This window comes from Pseudoalteromonas sp. AWH4_217, assembly GCF_056161105.1.
Window position 1 is genome coordinate 193,685 of record NZ_JBSWYM010000007.1, and the last position, 21,482, is coordinate 215,166.

Consider the following 21,482-nt stretch of genomic DNA (forward strand, 5'->3'; position numbering starts at 1 on the left):
AGTCACGCCATAAACGTGGCTGCCCGATTGAGAAAGACCCGCGCAACGCATCGACAACAGCGTTCGCGCAGCCCGACTAGACGTTTATCGAGACAGATCATGACAAGCAAACACAACCCGCAGACTCCCTCTTTGCCAGACAAGACACCGGATATTGCCATCGTCGGCCTGTCTCTGCGTTTTCCGGGCGCCGATAACAAACATCAGTTCTGGCACAACCTCAGTCAAAAAATCAGCAGTATCAGCGAAGTGCCCGTTGAGCGTTGGGACTGGAAAAAATACTACGACCCAAAGCCTGATAAACAGGCGCAAAAGTCCATCAGCAAATGGGGCGGCTTTATTGGCGATATCGCCGGATTTGATGCCGGCTTTTTTGCTATCTCACCCAAGGAAGCGCAGAGCATGGATCCCCAGCAGCGCCTGAGTATGGAGCTGGCCTGGGCCTGCTTTGAAGATGCGGGGCTCACGCCATCGCAGTTTAAAAATACTGCCACAGGTGTGTATCTGGGGTGCAGTAATACCGACTATCAGGAGTTTTCGACCGGTAATATCGACCCGCACTTTCTGACCGGCATGTCGACCGGGGTGTTTGCTAACCGCATCTCGCACTATTTTAATTTTCAGGGGCCCAGTGAAACCGTCGATACCGCCTGCTCTTCGTCTCTGGTGGCCATTCACAAGGCCATGAATGACTTTCGCTCAGGCGAAATAAGTGCCGCGCTGGTTGGTGGCGTTAATCTGCTGATCACCAAAAACCGCTATGTCAGCTTTAGTAAGCTGGGCGTACTGTCACCGCAGGGGCGCTGTAAAACCCTGGATGCCGAGGCCGATGGTTATGTCCGTGGCGAAGGCGTTGGCATGGTGTTGTTGCTGCCGGTAGAGACCGCCAAAGCGCTGAATGCCACCATCTATGGCATCATCAAGGGCAGCGCTGTGGGGCACTCAGGTAAAACCAATACCCTGACCTCACCGAGCCCGTTTTCACAGTCGCGGGTGATCCAGCAGGCCATCGACCATGCCCGAGTTGGCTCTGATCAGATTGGCTTTGTCGAATTACATGGCACCGGCACCGTACTGGGCGATCCGCTGGAGATCCAGGGCCTGAAACGCGCCTTTCGCGCCAGTAAACAGCAAACGCCCGATGCGCCTTGCTATCTCAGCACCGTGAAAACCAATATCGGCCATTTAGAGTCAGCCGCCGGTATTGCCGGGGTGATCAAAACCTTGCTGGCCTTTGAGCATGAACAGGTGCCGCCGCTGCAAAACTTTGAGACGCTGAATCCGAAAATCTCTCTGGAGAAATCGCCATTTAAGTTAGCTACCGAGTGTATGCCATGGGCAGGCGAGCAGCGCCTTGCCGGCATATCCTCCTTTGGCTTTGCCGGGGTGAATGCCCATGTGATCTTAGAATCACCACAATACCTCAACCCAGAGCGCCCAGCGTTAGACTCCGCCCTGCCGATAGTGCTGTCGGCCAGAACCCGGACCGCGCTCACGCAGCGCGCCGCAGACTTGCTTGCCTACCTTGAGTCGGATAACCCGGTTGAGCTGCTGGATTTAAGTTATACGCTCACGGAGGGCCGGGAGTCGATGAGACACCGGATGGGATTTGCGGCAAACTCGCTGGCCTCTGTCAAAGCACAACTGAGCAAGTTTGTCTCAAGTGAGGCTGGCGACTGGCACTATAGTAAAGTTGCCGCTACTGCAGAGCAAAGCGAAGTCACTCACGAAACACTCACCGCGCGCATAACCGGCTGGGTACAGGGCGATATCATCGACTGGCAGGCCAGCTATAGCAACCTCTGCCCGCAACGCATTAGTCTGCCTGCCTACCCGTTTGAGCATAAGCCTTACTGGCTCGATACAGATGACCAAGCGCAGCCCTCACACCTGCACCCGCTGCTGCATCGCAGTATACCGGCGCTGGGTGAGCTGATCTTTGTCAGTGACTTTACAGGCAATGAGTATTTTTTACGTGACCATCAGGTGCAGGGCCAGGCTATGCTGCCCGGCGTCTGTACGCTTGAAATGGTCCATGCCGCCATGACCTTGTCGGGCCAGCTGGCGGATAACCAGTCGCTGCGCCTGAGTCAGGTGAACTGGCGCAGACCGGTGACCGTCGACGCGCAGAGCGGCCCGGTTTATTTGTCGCTAAAACAAACCGGTGATCGGGTAACATTTGAGTTATACCGTGAAGCACACGATGCGCGCCAGGTGTATGCCAGCGGCCAGGCTGAGGTTACAGAGCACAGCGTCACAACGCGCGCCATCGAAGCACAGTCTGACGCCCGCACAGTCGCAGCCTCTGAGTTATATCAGCAATTTAGCGCCGCAGGCGCTGACTATGGCCCGGCTTTTCAGCGCATCACTACATTATCTGTGGCAGACCAACAGGCACAAGGCGAGCTCAACCCGGTTATTGCCCCCGACTTTGCCTTTGCCCCCGAGCTACTCGACAGCGCCCTGCATACCCTGTTGGGTTTTGCACAAGATGCCCGCCCGGGATTGCCCTTTGCACTGGAACAGGCTGAATTACTCACGCCGCTGCCATCGGGTAAAACACTGATAGCCTGTGCGACTCAAACCACCCATGCTGATGCCAGCAGCCAGAAGTTTGATGTCGATATCTGCGATGAACAAGGTGCGGTGTATGCACGTTTGCGCGGTTTTTCGACCCGCTCAATGGCGCACGATACCGATACGACCCAGCTGTTTTCCGTACTCCCTGGCTGGCAGCATCTGACAGCACTGCCACCTGCTGAAACGACTCAATACCGCTTTGATTATCAGGGTCCTGCGTCACTTATGCCAGCCTGGTGCACAGACTCAGCGGAGCCTGCTGATCACCTGTTGTGGGCCGCCAAGGACGAGTACGCAGATCCACTTAAGCTGTTTACTCACCTAAAAACCCTGATCGAACAAGGTAAAGGCACAGAGCCGCTGGCCATCACTTTACTTACCTTCCAGACGCAGCAAGTGTATGACGAAGCGGTTGAGGCACACGGCGCCGGACTGATTGGATTGCTACAAAGCGCGGCCCAGGAATATCCGCGCTGGCATGTGCGCATTGTCGACTTGAGTGCTGAATGCAAAGAAGACACAAGCCACTGGCAACAGGCGACGCGCTTGCCTGCGGGCTTTTATGCACATCGTAGCGACATTTGGCACACCTTCAGCGCCTGCGAGCACACCTACCTGGATGCTGGTGAGTCAGCCTATCGCAAGAATGGCGTCTATCTGGTGCTGGGCGGCGCAGGGGGCCTGGGTCAGGTCTGGAGTGAATGGATGATCCGCCAGCATCAGGCACAAGTTGTCTGGGTTGGCCGCCGTGCGCTGAATGAAGACATTGAGCAGGCCATCGCGCGGCTGGGTGAATTGGGCCCTGCACCGCAGTATATTCCGGCCGATGCCTGCGATGAAGCGGCCATGCGTGCCGTGATGCACACCATTGAGCAAGACTATGGGCAACTCCATGGCGTGGTGCATTCCGTCTTACACCTGGAAGATCAGAGCCTGGCCAACATGGACGACGCCCAGTTCCTGAGAGCTTATCAGGCCAAACAGGCCAGTGGTGAAACTCTGCTTAGCGTGTGTAAAGACCTGTCGCTCGACTTCGTCCTGCTGTTCTCTTCAATGCAGTCTTTCTCGCCTGCCCCCGGCCAGAGTAACTATGCTGCGGGCTGTCAGTATCTGGACAGTCTGGCCCGCTCCGCCAGTACTGAACTGCCCATCAAGGTGGTTAACTGGGGTTACTGGGGCGGCGTTGGCCGGGTCAGCGACCCGTATTATCAGCGAAAAATGCGCCAGGTCGGGATTGGCTCTGTCGACGCGCAATCAGGCATGGCGGCACTGGCAAAGTTCATGTCCTCAACGCTGACGCAGGTCGGTGTAGTGAAAATGACACCAGAGCGGGCACAGGCGGCGCTGGTACGTAGCAGTTATTCTTCAGAGTCCAGCTATACCGCATTTCAGTCTGAACAAACTGCTCCTGCGCTGGCACTCAATAGCCAACCTGCTGACACCGAGATCTTTTATGCGTTGTGCCAGGCACTTATCAGTGCAGGCTGGCAGCATCCGGCTGAGCGCTCCAAGGCGCTATCAGCCTTGCCGGATTACTTTGAATTATGGTGGCAGGAAACCGCGCGCTACCTGAGCGAGGCCGGTTTACTACAAGACGATGTGCTGGCTCTGCCCGAGCCACCAGCCAATCTGACCGTACTGGAACAGGATGACTATGCGCTGCTCAACGCGGCACTGACGACGCTGCCCGAGATCTTATCCGGCCAGCGTAAAGCCACTGATGTGCTGTTTCCCGGCGGCTCACTGGCGCTGGTTGAATCGGTATACCGGGATAACCCGGTGGCCATGCACGCCAATCAGGCGCTGGTTACTCAGCTTACCCACTATCTGGCAAGTTTAGGTGAGCAGCCCATTAGGATTCTGGAGATTGGCGCAGGCACCGGTGGCACCACGCGCACTGTACTGCCCGCACTGCGTGATTTTAATGTCACTGAATACGCTTACACCGACTTGTCGCAGGCCTTTTTCAGCCATGCCAAAGCGCAATTTCAGCCAGACTATCCTTTTGTGCAGACCGCCTATTTTGACGTCAGCAAGCCACTTTCTGAGCAACACATTGACTTAGCCAGCTATGACGTGGTGATTGCCACCAATGTGCTGCACGCCACCGCAGACATGTTAACCACACTGCACAACGCCAAGGCCTGCCTGAAGCGCGGTGGCCTGCTGTTGATCAACGAAGTCACTCAGCCGTCGCTGTTTACTCAGCTGACCTTTGGCCTGCTCGAAGGCTGGTGGCTGAGCAAAGACACCACACTGCGCCTGCCAGGCTCTCCTTTATTGTCGCAGCCACGCTGGCAACAGTTACTGAGCAGCAATGGCTTCGCGCTGGCAGCCTCTGCCACAGACGCTCAATCACCACAGCAAGTGCTGTGCGCGCAAAGCAATGGCCGTTTGGTGCAGCAACACGCAAAACCGGCTCAACAAACAACACCAATTTCAAACCACAATACGGCAATGCAACAACCCGAACAGACACAGACCGACTCGCAGCCAGCAACAGACAACGCAACCCTGAGCGATTTCGTCGCCCAAACCCTCGCGGGGATCGCCAGCCAGGCGCTGAGCATGACGGCGGATGAATTAGACCCGGATGATTCATTTGCCGATTACGGCGTGGATTCGATCCTGGCCATTCAGATCCTCGATGAGATCAATGCCCACTTCAACCTAAGTCTGCCGCCAACTTTATTGTTCGATTTTCCGTCCATCGCGACGCTGAGTAAACACATAGTGGCTGAGCACAGCGATAAGGCAATGGCTCTCATGCACAAAGTGCAGCCAGCCATGGCGACTTCGCAACAGGCTGCGCCAAAGTCGGTTCAACCCGCTACAGATGAAGTAAAACCGGCTCACAAAGCCAGTCATAACAACGCAGGCAAAATTGCCATCGTGGGTATGAGTGGTCAGTTTGGTGATGCCAGCAATGTCGACGAGTTCTGGGAGATGCTGAGCAACAAACGTACCTCGGTGCGTGCGCAGCAGCGCTGGGATTTAAGCGACTTATCGCCCGACGCACAAAACTGGTGTCGCTACGCCAGCCTGCTGGATGACATCGCCAGCTTTGACGCGCCGTTTTTCTCCATCACACCGCAAGAAGCTGAAGTGATGGATCCGCAGCAGCGACTGTTTTTGCAAGAGGCCTACCGGGCGCTGGAAGACGCCAATATGATCACTAAGGCCGCGGGCAGCAATACCGGGGTTTATCTGGGCTGCGCGCAGGGCGACTACGCCTCGCTGGCACCCCAGGATGCTCCAGCGCAGTTGTTCTGGGGCAATGCCGGTTCAGTGATCCCGGCACGGGTTTCTTATTACCTGAACTTCAAGGGGCCGGCGCTGGCCATAGACACTGCCTGCTCGTCGTCATTGGTGGCCATACACAGTGCCTGTCAGGCGCTGAAAAACGGCGAAATTGACGCGGCACTGGCCGGGGGCGTTGCCACCTTGTGCACCCCGCAGTTCTCACAACATGCCGGTAAGGCGGGCATGCTCAGTGCCGATGGCACCTGCTATACCTTTGACGACAGAGCCAATGGCTTTGTGCCGGGTGAAGGTGTCGGTGTGGTGGTGTTAAAACGCCTGAGTGATGCAGAGCGTGATGGCGATCACATTCTTGGGGTTATTTTAGCCTCTGCCACTAATCAGGACGGCACCACCAGCGGGATCACCGCGCCTAGCTCAGTTTCTCAGCAACAGTTACATAGCCGCATTTATGAGCAATTTGATATTGCCCCTGACTCTCTGAGCCTGATTGAAGCTCATGGCACCGGGACCAAGCTCGGTGACCCCATTGAATTTCAGGCCCTGACCCGGGCATTTCGTGCGGAAACTCCGCGCAGCCAGTTCTGTGCTCTGGGATCGGTCAAAACCAATATCGGCCACTGCCTGACCGCCGCAGGCGTCGCCGGTGTGATCAAAACGGTGCTGGCCATGCAGCACAAAACCATTCCGGCTTCACTGCATTATCAGCAGGGTAACAGCCATATCGACTGGCAGGATACGCCGTTTTACGTCGCCCAGGAAACCCAACCCTGGAGCGTGCCGGATGGCCAGCCACGGCGCGCCGGTGTCAGTTCATTTGGTTTCAGTGGTACCAATGCCCACCTGATCCTCGAAGAATATCAACCGACAAAAACCGCAGTGCAAGCAGGCAGCGCTAAGCCGGTGATCATTGCCTTATCGGCCAAATCCCCCGAGGTGCTGCGCGACAAAGCCCGTAAACTGGCGGACTGGCTCGCTCAGGCGCAACTGAATGACAGCGCGCTTGAAGCGCTGGCGTATACGCTGCAAAGTGCGCGCGAAGCTATGGACTGTCGTATGGCCTTTGTTGCCCACACGCTGGCCCAGATGCACACCCAGCTCAGTGACTTTGCCAATCAACAAGCCGGTACCTATAAACAGGGCAACAGTAAACAAGGTAAAGCCATTTTAGCGGCGCTGGATAAAGACGATTTTAACCGCTGGACGCAAGCTGGTGAGCTGAACAAGCTACTCGCTTTATGGGTGGTCGGTGCCGAACTCGACTGGTCTGCATTTTACGCCTCTCAGCCGACCTTACTGCGCCTGCCGACCTATCCGTTTGCCAGCACACCATTCTGGCTCAGCGGGGCACCCAAACTCACCCAGGTGAACCCGCAACCGGCCCCGACTACCATCGCAGAAGATTCATTGTTACACCTCATCCCGCAGTGGCAACCGCTGGATGTGACTTCACAGGCAAGCTGGTCTGGCAAACGCCAGGTCATCGCGCTGGCGCCACACAACGACATGCCAGATGCCATTGTGCTGCAAGATACATCGGGTGACACAGCACAGCGTATTGAAGCGCTGACCATCGCCCTGATTGCACACCTCAAACAGCTTGCCAGCACCACTGAGCCTTTGCTTATCCAGCTGCTCGTGCCAGCAAGCGAACCGCTGCTGATGGCGCTGGCAGGGGTGCTGAAAACCGCCGCACTGGAACATCACCTGCTGAATGTGCAGCTGATACTAAGCGATACACCTGCACAATCTGCGGCGCACCTTGTTCAGGCAAGCCAGTATACCCAACACAAAGTACTGCGTTTTATTCAGGGTCAGTGCGAGATACAAACGCTGACGCCACAACACAGCGATGTGCCCGCTTTGATGCCGTGGAAAGAAAATGGCTTGTATCTGATCACCGGCGGCCTTGGCCAGCTGGGTCAGTGCTTTGCCAAAGAGCTCCTGACTCAAACCCGCCATGCTCAGGTGATTATCACAGGTCGTCGCACCGCGCCTGAATCGCTCGGGATGCCAGGAGATACAAGCCGAATTCATTATTACCAAACCGATATCAGCACTCAAACCCAGTGTGCTGAGCTGCTTAACCGCATTGGTGCGCAGCACGGTGCCCTGACCGGAATTTTGCACAGCGCCGGTGTGATTGAAGACCAACTGATTGCGAGCAAAACTCCGCAGGCGGTCCAGCGCGTGCTGGCACCTAAAGTCTGCGGGGTGATGGCACTGGATGAGGCCAGCAAAGCACTTCCGCTGGACTTCTTTATCTGCTTTTCATCCATTGCAGCGTGCTTTGGTAACCCGGGTCAGGCCGATTATGCCACCGCCAATGCCTTCCTGGACGCCTATATGCTCAAGCGTCAGCAATGGGGTGAGCAAGGTCAGCGCCATGGTCTAAGCCTGTCAGTAAATTGGCCGCTGTGGGCACAAGGCGGCATGCAAATGGACGCCGTTAAGCAAAGTTTGCTGCGCTCGCAGGGCCTTGCTGCTATGCCTGATAACATAGGTTTGAAAGCCTTTTATCAGCTGTATGCCAAGCCCCACGCACAACAGTGCTTTTTATACGGTAACCCGGACAAGCTCACTCGCTGGATAACCCCGCAAGCCAAGGTTGACACCCAGATACCGGCATCACATAACATGGCTGCGCTGAGTGATAGTGCGTTAATGGACCACCTTAAAGCCGTGGTGGCGCAAGTCAGTAAACTGCCGATGGAAGAACTCGACAGCGACCTCGACTTCCGGGATATGGGCTTTGATTCCATTATGCTGATGTCCGTCGTACAGCAGCTTGAGGCCGATCCTCAGCTTGGCCTGGACGCTCTGCCACCAGCATTGTTATTTGAGGTGAAAACCCTCAACCAGTTGCATGCTTACCTTGTTAAACAGCAACCCAATATCGCCACGGTGCAGGTAACACACGAAGAGCCGCTCAGCCAACAAGCGCCATTAGGGCAACTGCCACTATCAAAAGCCCAGCAAGGTCTGTGGCTGCTGCACAAGCAAAACCCGACGCTGTGCAGCTACAATATCCCGCTGGTATTCGAGCTTGCCAGTCTGGATGTTGCCCGTATGCAACAAGCGCTGGACAGTCTTTGTCAGCGCCACCCGGTGCTGCGCCTGCGTATTCACGAAACGGATGGCCGACCCACGCAACAGATCCACCCGGACACAATCCGGATTGAGCAAACGTCTCTGGCACCAACCTCTAAGGCGGCCCTGACTGATGCAATACAACAGACTATTGCAGTGCCTTTTGATCTGTCAGGGCCATTGCTGCGCGCAAGTGCGTGGCAAGTGGCGTCGGGCGCTCAGTCACGCCATGTGATGGTGATCGTGCTGCACCATCTGATCATCGATGGGGTCTCCGCCACCCAGCTGCTGTCTCAGCTATGGCAGGCCTATCATGAAGGCGTACCAACGGCAGCGCCCGACCAGGGCTTTTTCGACTACCTTGACTGGGAGCAGCAGCTGCTGGCCAGCCCAAGTGCAGACACGCTGAAACACTTCTGGCAGCAGTCACTGAACCCTGTGCAAGCGCCATTGGCCATGCCCGGAAAACGCACAACGCAAGTAAGCCCGGACGAGCCAAACAGTGCGCGCGTGACGCTCAATTTGCCAGCCAGCACGCAGCAGCAACTCGGGCAGTTTTTAACCCGTCACAAACTCAGCACCTCAGTGTTTTTCTTAACCGTGTTTCAGGCGTTACTGAGCCGTCTCACTGGTCGCAATCAGCTGATACTGGGTACGCCTGTGATGCAACGACCCAAAGCCAGTATGGCGCAGTCACTGGGTCTGTTTGTGAATCAATTACCACTGCCACTGACCCGCAATGGCAGCACAAATTTTGTCAGCCAGGCACGGGCGAATCAGACACAACTGGACGCCGTGATCAGTCACAGCGCCCTGCCCTTGTCTGAGCTGCTCAGCGCCGTCAATGCGCCGCGTATACCGGGTGTTCACCCGCTGTTTCAGATAGGCTATGCCTGTCATAACTTTATTCAGGCCGACTGGGTAGAGGACAATCAGGCACTGCTGGGGGCTCTGTGGCAGGAATTCCAGCAAGATGCCGAGCTGGACCTGAGCCTGGAGGTTACCCCGCTGGGTGGCACCCATCAGCTGGCCTTTAAATTCGCGACCCGCGCTTATGAACGTCATACCGTGCAAACCCTGGCAGATAATTATCTGCAACTACTGGAAGATGTGCTGCTTAGCGGTGACTTACCACCCGATGGCCTGCCACAGGCACCAGTTGCAAAAGCCACCACTTTGGTTGACAGCTTTACCTCACAGGCCGCGCAGCACCCAACCCAGACGGCACTATCGTATGCCGGTGCCACGCTGAGTTATCAGGCACTGGAGCAGCAGGCCAACCAGCTGGCCCATACCTTAATCGCCAAAGGTGCGCGGCCCGGCAGCCGGGTTGCCCTGCTGTTGCGCCCGGGTGTGGAGATGATAGTTGCCATGCTGGCGGTGCTGAAAACCGGCAGTGCCTACGTACCTGTGGACCCCAGCTCACCAGAGGACAGAGCCCGCTTTATTTTGGCCGATGCCGATCCGGCGCTGGTACTAATGAGCGACGAGCTAACACTGCCTGTCGCGCACAGCCAGGTATATCGCCTCAGTGACTGCCTGCAAAGCAGCACGATTGCACCCGTTACCGCTCCGGGCATAGCGCTGGCACCTCAGGCGCTGGCCTATATCATTTATACCTCGGGTTCAACGGGTCAGCCCAAAGGGGTGCTGGTTGAGCATAGCAACATTACCGCTTTGCTGAACAACACCCAGCCTGGGTTTGGGTTTAATGCCCAGGATACCTGGTGCCTGTTCCACTCGTTTGCGTTTGATTTTTCGGTCTGGGAGATCTGGGGCGCGCTGGCCCATGGCGGCAAACTGGTGATCGTAGACGATGCCTGCAAAAAAGACAGTGCTGCATTCGCACGCTTTATTCACGACAATCAGGTAAGCATTTTAAATCAGACGCCATCGGCGTTTTATCCGCTGATGACGCATTTGCTGGCACACCCCGCGCTGACACGCTCTCTGCGTACTGTGATCTTTGGCGGTGAAGCACTGGAGCTGAGTAAGCTCACGCCCTGGTTTGAGGCAGCACAGCCGCTACCCAAGCTGGTCAACATGTATGGCATCACAGAGACCACAGTACACGTCACAGAGATGGAAATTACCCGCGAGCTGGTCGAACAGAACCCGGGTAAAAGCATCATTGGAAAGCCACTGCCTGGCTACCGCCTGTACTTATTGGATGAACAGCAAAGTCCTGTCGCGGCGGGTCAGCCCGGCGAGTTGTATGTCGGAGGCTGCGGCGTCAGCCGGGGTTATCATCAAAGAGCGGTACTGACCGCAGAGCGCTTTATTCCTAATCCGCTTGCCGGGCAAAGCGAGGAGCGCCTCTATCGTACCGGCGACTTGGCACGCCTGAATGCACAGGGTCAGTATGAATATCTGGGCCGCTGCGACGATCAGGTTCAGATCCGTGGACACCGCATAGAGCTTGGCGAAGTACAACACGCCCTGCTGAGCAACCCGGCCATTGAGGATGCCTGCGTGCTGGCTGCCAGCAAACGTCATGGTAACGTACTGGTGGCTTACCTGGTCACCCAAATGCCGCTTTCCGATGAAGCCATTCGTGGCGAGTTGTTAAAGCTTGTGCCCGAGTACATGGTGCCGGCGTATTTTGTCTCAGTGCCCGCGTTGCCGCTGACCAACAATGGCAAAGTGGATAAACAGGCGCTGCTCAGCCAGCTGCCGTTTAACTCACACACCGCGCAGGCCGGGCTTTCAACTTTGGAAGCAAACCTCAGCGCAGCCGTACCAGAGCGAAATTTACAGGCCGAGATTTCGGCCGTCTGGTGTGAGGTGCTGGACGTGAGTCAGGTTGCGCCGGATGCGCCCTTTTTCACGGTTGGGGGCGACTCCCTGCTGGCCAATGTACTGGCCACCAAACTGAGCACCAGGTTCAATATCGACCTGCCGCTGACTGAGGTGTTTCAGTACAGCACCATTAACGCCCAGTGCGACTATTTATCGACCAAAGTTACCAGCCCGATTGCAGCGCCTGCTCAAGCACCAGAGCCGGTGGGCTCTGCAAAGCAGACAACCGCCAGTCAGGCCATTGCCATGATAGGCTTGTCTTGTCATTACCCGGACTCCCCCGACGCGCAGACATTCTGGCAAAACCTCATTGAAGGCAACAACCTGGTTCGCCACAGCCAGCGCACCGAGTCAGACTCATCTATGATCTGGCTCGATACCTGGGTAGAGGGTCAGGATGCATTCGACCCCGGCTTTTTTAGTCTCTCGGAAAAACAAGCCCGCACCATGAGCTATGCACAGCGCCAGCTGCTACTGCATACCTGGAAAGCGGTGGAAGACGCCGGTTATCGCTGTGACCAAATGCCCAACACCGGCGTGTATATTTCCGCCTCAGGCGGCGACCTGACCGATCTTAACCTGCACGATAAGTTCAGCAACGGGGAGTTTGTGCTTAATGCCGAGGACTATGTTGCATCGACGCTGAATCAGCCCGGCACGCTGGCAACCAGTATTTCCTATCATCTGGGTCTGACCGGCCCAAGTCTGTTTGTGCATTCCAATTGTTCTTCATCCCTGAGCGCACTGGCACTGGCCTGTTCGGCACTCAAAGCCGGTGACATTGACTATGCCATTGTCGGCGCAGCCTGTTTATTCCCGCAGCGCAGCACAGGATACAAAATAGAAAAAGGCCTCAACTTTGCCCCCGATGCGCGCTGCAAAGTCTTTGATGCCCAAGCCGATGGCATGATAGGCGGCAATGGCGTGTCTGTGGTGGTACTCAAACGGGCCGATGAGGCAACCCAGGATAGCGATCACATTTACAGCCTGATTAAGGCGGTAAAGGTGAACAACGATGGCAACGACAAGGCCGGTTTCTTTGCCCCGGGCACGGAAGGCCAGATGCAGGTGATCACCCGGGCACTGCAAAGCGCCGATGTTTCACCGGCGAGTATCAGTTATGTCGAAGCCCATGGCACCGGCACCGCGCTGGGCGACCCCATTGAATTTGCTGCGCTGCAACAGGTTTATCAGCCGCATAGCGAAGCAAAACAATATTGTGGGCTGGGTGCCGTAAAATCGAACCTGGGCCACACAGATACCCTGGCAGGGCTTACCGGACTGGTGAAAACCAGCTTGTCGCTGCACCACAAACTGCTGCCTGGCTCCTTGCACTACAGTGAGCCGAATCCACATATGGACCTGGCTAACTCGCCGTTTTATGTCGTCGACAGCACGCGCTTATGGGAAACCCCTTTGTTACCAAGGCGGGCCGCAGTCAGCTCATTTGGGATTGGCGGCACCAATGCCCATGCCATTTTGGAAGAAGCTCCGGTGGTGCAAACACAGAGTGCGTTAAGCAGCCAGCCTTCTATCGTAGTGCTGTCGGCAGCAACACCAGAAGTACTGCAACGTCAGGTGAGCGAGCTGCTGAACTGGCTTGAGCGCACCCTGTGCGATGATGCGCTGAGAGTTAGCCTGGCCTACACCCTGCAAACCGGTCGCCAGGTGATGGCGCATCGCGCAGGCTTTGTGGTGTCTTCTCTGAACGAGCTTAAAACTCAGTTGACGCATTACCAGGCAAGTAGTGAACAAACATCTTTGAACCCAGTTCCCACAGGTACACCGGCCAGCTGGCTGGCACAGGGCAACTATCAGGCTATTCTGAGCCACTGGCTGGACAGCGGCTTTGAGGACTGGGGCTTTATGTATCAGGGTCAGGCAATCAGCAAACTGAGCCTGCCCACTTACCCCTTTGATCTAAAGCCATACACGCTCGGCCTGAGCCAGACTCAATCAGAAGAGCTGGCCCCATGCACGCTGAGTGTACCCAAGTGGCGCCCCCAGCCTGTGATTACAGACAGTGAGACAGCTACGCCCGACAGCACTGCGTCACACTGTGTGGTGCTGTGCGGCCTGCCGGAGTTGGAAGTCGCCGGTGCTATCACCCAGGTGCTTAGCTCAAGCCATTACGCACCGGAGCAGCAAGTCAGTGACTACGGCATTCAGCTGCTCGACATCATACAGTCGCTCGCGAAAACCAGACAGCCGACCTTGCTACAGCTGGTGATAGGCAACACTCAGGCCGAGCCGCTGGCTAACCTCAACAGTTGCCTGCACGGCCTGCTGAAAACCGCCAGCATTGAACACCCTATGCTGCGCACACAGCTGTTGCTGGTAGACCCGACACTGAGTTCAGATACGCTGCACACTCTGCTGACCAATAACCGCAATGCGCCCGACTCCGTCATTGCTTATCAGGGTACAAGCCGCACAGTACTGGGCTATCAGCCTGTGAGCGATATGAACCCGGTCAGTGCTTGGCAACCCGATGGCGTGTATCTTATCACCGGCGGGCTCGGGGGAATTGGTCGTCACTTTATTGCCGAACTTGCCGCTTTGCCGTTTGCCACCACAGTGGTCGTGACAGGTCGCCGAGCCGCTGATGACGTTCAGGTCGAGTCGCAGCTGCGCAACCTTCAGCAGGGTCAGATTCAGCTGGTTTATCGTCAGCTCGACGTGGCGCAGAAGATGAATACCTTGTTGCTGGTGCGCGACATAGTGCGCGAATTTGGCGCGCTCCATGGCGTGATCCACGCGGCCGGCATAGTGCAGGATACTTTGCTGTGCAACAAAACCCCGACCTCCTTTGCGCAAGTGCTGGCGCCCAAGGTCACGGGCGTGGTGGCGCTGGATGAGGCCACTGCGGATATGCCGCTGCGCTTCTTCGCCTGTTTTGCCGGGCTCAGTGGCGTACAGGGCGCGGCCTCTCAGGGCGACTATGCCATGGCCAATGCGTTTCTCGACAGCTATATGCAACAGCGTCATGCCCAGGTTACCAGCGGTAAGCGCCATGGCCTGAGCGCCAGTATTGACTGGCCTTTCTGGCAAGACGGCGGTATGCAGCGCAATGCCCAGTTTGCCCATACGGATGCGGCCATGCCCACCAACAGTGGCATAGACGCTTTTTACCGGGCACTGCAACAGCCTCAGACGCTGGTGCAATATACCCCGGCGGACACAAACCATGAGCAAGTCAGTGACACCGCTACACCAGCAGCCCAGTTTACCAGTGAAGCCGCGCTGGACGCTGCGCTGACAGAGCAGCTGAGCACTATGGTGGCGGCTTTACTTGGCGTGCAACCGGATACACTGGACGGAGATACCGATCTGGGCGAGTTTGGCGCAGACTCCATTGCCTTTATTACCTTTATCAATCAGCTCAACAGCCGCTATCAGCTTGAGCTGTCACCCAGCGTGCTGTTTATGCACTCGACCCTGAACAGCCTCAGAGCCCATATTATCGCCGAGTATGGCGATGTGCTGATCGCCACGACTAACGAGACACAAACAAGCTCAACAGATACATTAGCAAAGCAAGCCCCGGTGAATGCCTCAAATGACGAAGCGATTGCCATTGTCGGGATCAGCGCCGCCTTCCCCGAGGCGAGTAACCTCGACGAATTCTGGCACAACCTGAGCACAGGCAAAGACTGTGTGACCCGCCACAGCTGGCCACAGCCGCAAGACAGTGAGCTCAGCTGGCCCGGCGAAATTAACTGGCTGGGCCGCCTGCGACGCGACACCGAGTTCGACCCTTTATTCTTCAACATTGCCCCGGCAGAGTGTGAGCGCATTCAGTTGCAGGAAAGCCTGCTGATGATGCATGTCTGGCAGTGTATTGAAAATGCCGGATACGATCCCAAATCGCTGGCAGGCACTAGCACCGGGTTATTTATTGGATGTCAGTCTGGATATCACGAAGGGCTGATCACCTCCCCGGCATTTGCGCCAAACCGCATGAGCTACTTCCTCGACCTGCACGGCCCGAGCGAAGGGGTAGATACCACCTGCTCCTCATCTCTGGTTGCCGTGCACAAGGCCATGGCGGCGATCCGCATGGGAGAGTGTGAGCAGGCCATTGTTGGCGGCGTCAATATCATAGACACCCCCACCGCCTCTGTGGCGATGCAGGAGATAGGTGCGCTGTCGCCGGACGGGCGATGCAAAACCTTTGCAGCCGATGCAGATGGTATAGTGCGGGGTGAGGGCGTTGGCATGATCATGCTGAAAAAGCGCTCGGCAGCCGAGCGCGATCAGGACGCCATTTACGCCACCTTGCTGGGGTCGGCGGTTAATCATGGCGGAAAATCACAGGGCTTTACCGTACCAAACGCCCGAGCACAAACTCAGCTGCTGGACAAAGCCTGGCGCAACGCCAACATCGACCCGGCTACACTCAGCTATATCGAATGCCATGGCACCGGCACCACGCTTGGCGATCCGGTTGAGCTGGATGCGCTCAAGGCTGCCTTTAATACACATCAGTGGCCAGCCCACTGTGCGCTGGGCTCAGTGAAAAGCAACATAGGTCATACCGAAATTGCCGCCGGTATCGCAGGGCTTATCAAGGTTGTTTTGCAACTTAAGCATCAGACCCTGGTGCCGTCGCTCCATGTGCAGGCACTTAACCCCTATCTGGCACTTGAAGATACGCCGCTTGCGGTACAAACCCAGGCGCAGCCCTGGGAGCACGGCGATACGCCGCGCAGAGCTGCCGTCAGCGCCTTTGGGATCAGTGGCGTGAATGCTCATGTGGTACTCGAAGAGTATCAGCCGAACATCACTGAGCAACACACAGCTTTGCCAGACGCCCCGGCGATGGTGGTGCTCTCGGCCACCAGCAAAGCAGCACTGGCACAAAAAGTCGCTGAGCTTGCCAATCACATCGCGACTTTGCCAGACACACCACAAATACTGACGCAGCTGGCCGCGACCTTAGCGCTGGGCCGCACCGCTCAGGCATACAGACTCGGCTGGGTAGTGTCCTCACTGGACGAGCTGCGCGCAGCCCTGAGCGAGGCCGTGCCTGATCAGGCTTCCAAGATCAGCAATAACACCAGCGAGCAGCTAACAGCAGAGCAGTTGCTGACTTTGCATCAAACCCAGGAATATGCAGCCATTGTGCGTCTGTGGCAATCCGGCCAGGTATCGAGCTGGCAACCACTTTACCCGACTCCTTTACCAAAACTGCACCTGCCTGGTACGTCTTTTATCAGCAAAAACGCGGTTGAGGCTGAACAAATAAGTCCCTGGCTGCTGCTCGACAACCAATTTCAACCGGCTGCTCTGACTCTGCCGGAGGACTGGCAAACGTCACTAACTGCACAGCTGGCACACAGGCATATTTTGCTGGTCTCAGACACCCAGGCCGAATTTGAAACCCTCAGTAAGCCGTTACACGCAAGTGGCTGTAAGGTGACTTCGCTGTGCTTTGAACAACTGGACCACTCAGCGCTGGATCCAGAAGATCTGCCGGATACCATTTTTGTGCTGGGCAGTGGTTCATTGATTGAGCCGCAGCAGCAGATAAAACCCCTGTTCGAGCTGATGCAGCTCACCGCCCGTCACGACACTCACGCGATGCAGCTGTTTTATGCCACTCAGACCGACTCGCAAATTGAAACCCGAGACGATCTGAGTGCCCTGCTGCGTTGCTACAACCTGCGCAATCCGCAGCATAGCTGGACGTTAGTCGAGCAGCTCGATGAGGCTGCTTGCCTGGGCGAATTGTTGCTGCAGGAGTTTGCCAGTACCTTACTAAACACATCTGAGCATCAGCCAAATCAGGTGCAATACCGCGATGGTGCGCGCTTTGCACTGCAACTAACGCAACTGCCAGACGCAAGCGACACAACTCAGCCTGAGTATGAAATACGGCACGGCGGTACTTATCTGATCGCAGGGGCACTGGGCGAACTGGGCATGGCACTGAGCCAGCACTTGCTGGAAGACTTTGCTGCGACCCTCATTTTGCTGGGCAGGCGCGATGAACAAGCCGTACAGCCACAACTGACTCAGCTCAGAGGTAAAGGCACAGTGCATTACCTGGCGTGTGATATTGCCGACGCCCAACAGCTGGCACTACTCAGTGCCCTACTGAACGACAAGTCACTAGAGCTCAACGGCGTGTTTCACCTCGGCACCACCTACACGGAAGAAGAAAACAACTGGGCCGACTTTGCCCGCTCAATGCAGGTCAAAGTACAAGGCACGCAGCAGCTGGACGCTCTGCTCAGCAGCTGTGAGCTGGACTTTTTCGTGCTGTTCTCTTCCATGGCCGTGTTTGGCAGCCTGAATCACCTGTCTTACTCATACGCCAACGGTTTTCAGAATGCCTTTGCCCGGGCCCGAAACCAGCAAGTGAATAAGCGGCAGCGTTATGGTCAGACCCTGGCAATTAACTGGGGCTACTGGCATTCAAATGATCCGCTAAAAAGCATTGAAAACAGCTTTGCCGAGAAAAAGGGCTATCAGTTGATCCAAATGTCGAATGCCTTTGCGCAACTGCCCAAGCTGCTCAGCACCAAGCGCAGTACCCTGGCTGCCATCTGCACCACAGAGCCGGAGCGCATCGTGCATAACACAGCAGCACTATTACAGCGCAAGCGCCTGACGCACACGCGTCTGGAGCAAGTATCGGAAGACACGCCTGACGCACCTCAGGATATCGCTGGCACTGTGGTAAGCATTGTTGGCCAGGTGCTGGGAATAGCCCCCGATGAGCTGGATCTGAATTGCGATCTGTATGATTACGGCTTTGACTCCATCTCATTGCTGAAAACCTTCCAGCAGCTCAAAGCCCGGCTCAATATTGATATTCAGGCCGATGCCTTTAAGAACATGAATACCATTCAGGCACTGATCGACGAAATCGACAAGGCCCATGGCCAGGTTCAGCATGAGGACGACCCGTCGTTACCTGAGTTTATTGTCGATGCGGGCATTGACTTGCCGACGCTGCCCGATGAGATAGTGCATGCCTATGAAGGCGATGTTCGTCATGTGCTACTCACCGGAGCAACCGGCTTTTTAGGCAGTCACCTGCTGGCAGAGCTGCAGGCCACCACCAAAGCCAAAATATACTGTCTGGTACGCGCCAACAACACAGAGCAAGCCCTCACTCGTATTGCCGATAATGCTAAACAGTATGCGCTGACTCTGGATCTGGAACGCATCGTGCCTGTCCCGGGAGATATGGAGCAATCCCGATTAGGCGTATCCGATGAGCACTGGGCACTGCTGTGCCGGGACATCCAACACGTAGTGCATACAGCCTCGTATGTGAACCATATCCAGCCCTACTTTGCCTTTAAAAAGTCGGTGGCTGGTACCAATGCCCTGCTAACACTGTGCTGCACGGACACGCTGAAGATGATCCACTTTGTCTCCAGCACCACCGCCAGCACCCAGATCAAAGACTCGCACTTTTCGGTTAATCCGCGTGAATCCTTTATTCCACAAGACGAAGCAGCCTTGCTGTGCAGCGGGTATGGTCAGTCAAAATGGGTGCAGGAAGAAAACATTCGCCAGGCATCACACATAGGTGTGCCCTACACGGTTTATCGTTTTTCAGAAATCTCGGGGTCATCTAAAACCGGCATTGGCAACACGGATGATGTCTTCCACCGTATTCTGAAAATGATGCTCAGCATAGAGGTGCGCCCGACTGAGAGCCCCTACATGCTGGATATTATTCCGGTTGACCGCGCAGCTACCTATATTGTCGCTGGCATGAGTGACCCACAAAAGCGCAATCGTGTCTATCACGTGGCTAACCCAGCGCCATTGAGCATAAAGGCCTTTTATGACTTTGCCGCTGAGCGAGGATTACACTTTACGCACACCGATAAAGCGCAGTTTATTGGTGCCTGTGAAGCCTACGCGGCCCAACGTGAAGGCAAAGAGCAGGTCATTATGCAGGGCTTATTGTCATCACGTCCCGGCTACGACGAGTACCTGTTTGAAGCCTATTTTATGCCGATGGACCCGTATGATAAGGACAACTTTATCGCGCTGACGGAGCGCTATGACATCACGCTGGGTGACTGGGAACGTTTGTTTGATACTTACTTTACCCAGTGGCTGGAAGACAGACACTATCGGGAGATCTGGCAGGAGAGTTAAGCACACTTATAACTGAGCGCTAATGATCTCCATATCGATCTAGTTCAGCCATAGCGACTTCATTAAGTCGCTATGGCTGCTATTTAAAATGCGCTTCAAAGCCAAACCTAGTGGGGTTAACCAATAACCTAACGGATATATATCCCAGTAATTTTTGGCATATCCCACACAGAACAATCGTCTTCTAAGAAAAAGCGCACTTCCTTCTGTGCCACAAGTGCCGTTAGCAAAGTACTGTAAACCCGCTCATCACGACTATCCTGGATATCAAACAAAAACTTGTCCTTCACGGCACATTTGGTGCTATTACTCGCTATATCCGCAACAACCACAATATCAGTGGGCGCGTTTTTAGGTTGTTGTCCTAACTCCTTCACCTTGCCGTATCCAGTCCAGCCAGCAGCAAACGAGGCCGACGAAAAAGATAACAAAACAGCGGAAAACACCAGTAAAACAGCTCTCATATCACGTATTTCCTTCACTATCTTATGATGTACCAACAAGCATACCAACCTAACAATTTGGACAGATTACACCGGTACAGCCACTAAATAAAGCAGCTGAGTCAAAGACCCTTGGGTAATGGCGGCATCCGCCTGCTCGACTACCTTAGGTTTGCCATGCACAGCCACGCCTAAGCCCGCAGCGGCCATCATAATTAAATCGTTGGCACCATCACCCATAGCCACGGTTTGATTGGCCGAAATATCAAACTGCTCAGCCAAAGTGTTGAGCACTTCGGCTTTTTTATTGCCATCAACCACTTCTCCCAACACTTTACCGGTGAGCTTGTTATCGGCAATTTCCAGTGTATTGGCAAACACAGCATCCAGCTGCAACGACGCTTTGAGCGCCTCGGCAAACCAGGTAAAACCCCCTGAGGCAATCGCCAGACGCCAGTGATGGGCCTTCAGTACCGCACACAACTGGGCAACGCCCTCCATCAGCGGCAGGTTATCTTTGAGTTGCTGAATAAGCGGCAACTCGACGCCGGACAGCTTAGCAACACGCTGATACAGACTGTCGTTAAACGCCAGCTGCCCGGCCATCGCCTGTGCGGTGACGGCAGCAACCTCATCATACACCCCGGCCAGTCTGGCAATTTCATCAATGCACTCAATTTTGATTGCCGTGGAGTCCATATCCATCACCAGTAAACCGGGCTTGCGCAAGCTCGGCGGCTGGCTGATGGCGGCACCTTGCAGGCCACACTGTGCCGCTAATGCGCGAATGGCCGTGCGCACATCGCGTGTCGACTGGGTATATAAAACCAGTCCGGGTACCATGTCAGCTGTGGGTTGATACAGCGCTAACCTGGTGACTTCAATATCGGCACGCTGGCACAGGCCTAAAATCTCCAGGACAATCTCCTCGCTGAGCTCATCACCAAAGAAGCACAAGTACTGACCGCCTTCTGACAATGAACAAGCGCCAGGCTTAAGGTGATCTTCGTTTTCAATCTGGTACCACTTTGCTAAGGTAAGAAGCTGCTGAGCAGGCTCAGCGATGGCACGCAACTGGATTGACGCGAGTGACTTTGACATGGATACTCCTGATTGGGGTCATATCCGGTTCTTCTGAACCGATGTATTAGTACTTGTTTGGTAACGGTATGCGCCCTTTGT

Annotated in this window: 3 protein-coding genes; 1 reads left to right on the forward strand and 2 read right to left on the reverse strand. The window is 55.5% G+C overall.

The window, feature by feature from the left end; translation table 11 throughout:
- Window positions 1-99 precede the first annotated feature (99 nt).
- Entirely contained in the window at window positions 100-19,857 is a 19,758-nt protein-coding gene (locus ACXAH1_RS10670) for an amino acid adenylation domain-containing protein (protein WP_475196613.1), read from the forward strand.
- 128 nt (window positions 19,858-19,985) lie between these two features.
- Here the strand turns inward: ACXAH1_RS10670 and ACXAH1_RS10675 are convergent, their stop codons facing one another.
- Both ACXAH1_RS10675 and serB read right to left on the reverse strand, forming a co-directional pair.
- Window positions 19,986-20,321 carry a hypothetical protein gene (locus ACXAH1_RS10675; protein ID WP_010384066.1) on the reverse strand — a complete coding sequence of 112 codons (336 nt, stop codon included), beginning with the start codon at window positions 20,319-20,321 and terminating at the stop codon, window positions 19,986-19,988.
- A 66-nt stretch (window positions 20,322-20,387) separates the two neighbouring features.
- On the reverse strand, window positions 20,388-21,401 hold the full coding sequence (gene serB / locus ACXAH1_RS10680; RefSeq protein WP_475196614.1) for a phosphoserine phosphatase SerB: 1,014 nt from the start codon (window positions 21,399-21,401) through the stop codon (window positions 20,388-20,390).
- Window positions 21,402-21,482 lie beyond the last annotated feature (81 nt).

What these genes read in the sequence shown, in the direction of transcription:
- ACXAH1_RS10675 (WP_010384066.1), bottom strand. Translation starts at nt 20,321, where the DNA reads ATGAGAGCTGTTTTACTGGTGTTTTCCGCTGTTTTGTTATCTTTTTCG.
- serB (WP_475196614.1), bottom strand. Translation starts at nt 21,401, where the DNA reads ATGTCAAAGTCACTCGCGTCAATCCAGTTGCGTGCCATCGCTGAGCCT.
- ACXAH1_RS10670 (WP_475196613.1), top strand. Translation starts at nt 100, where the DNA reads ATGACAAGCAAACACAACCCGCAGACTCCCTCTTTGCCAGACAAGACA.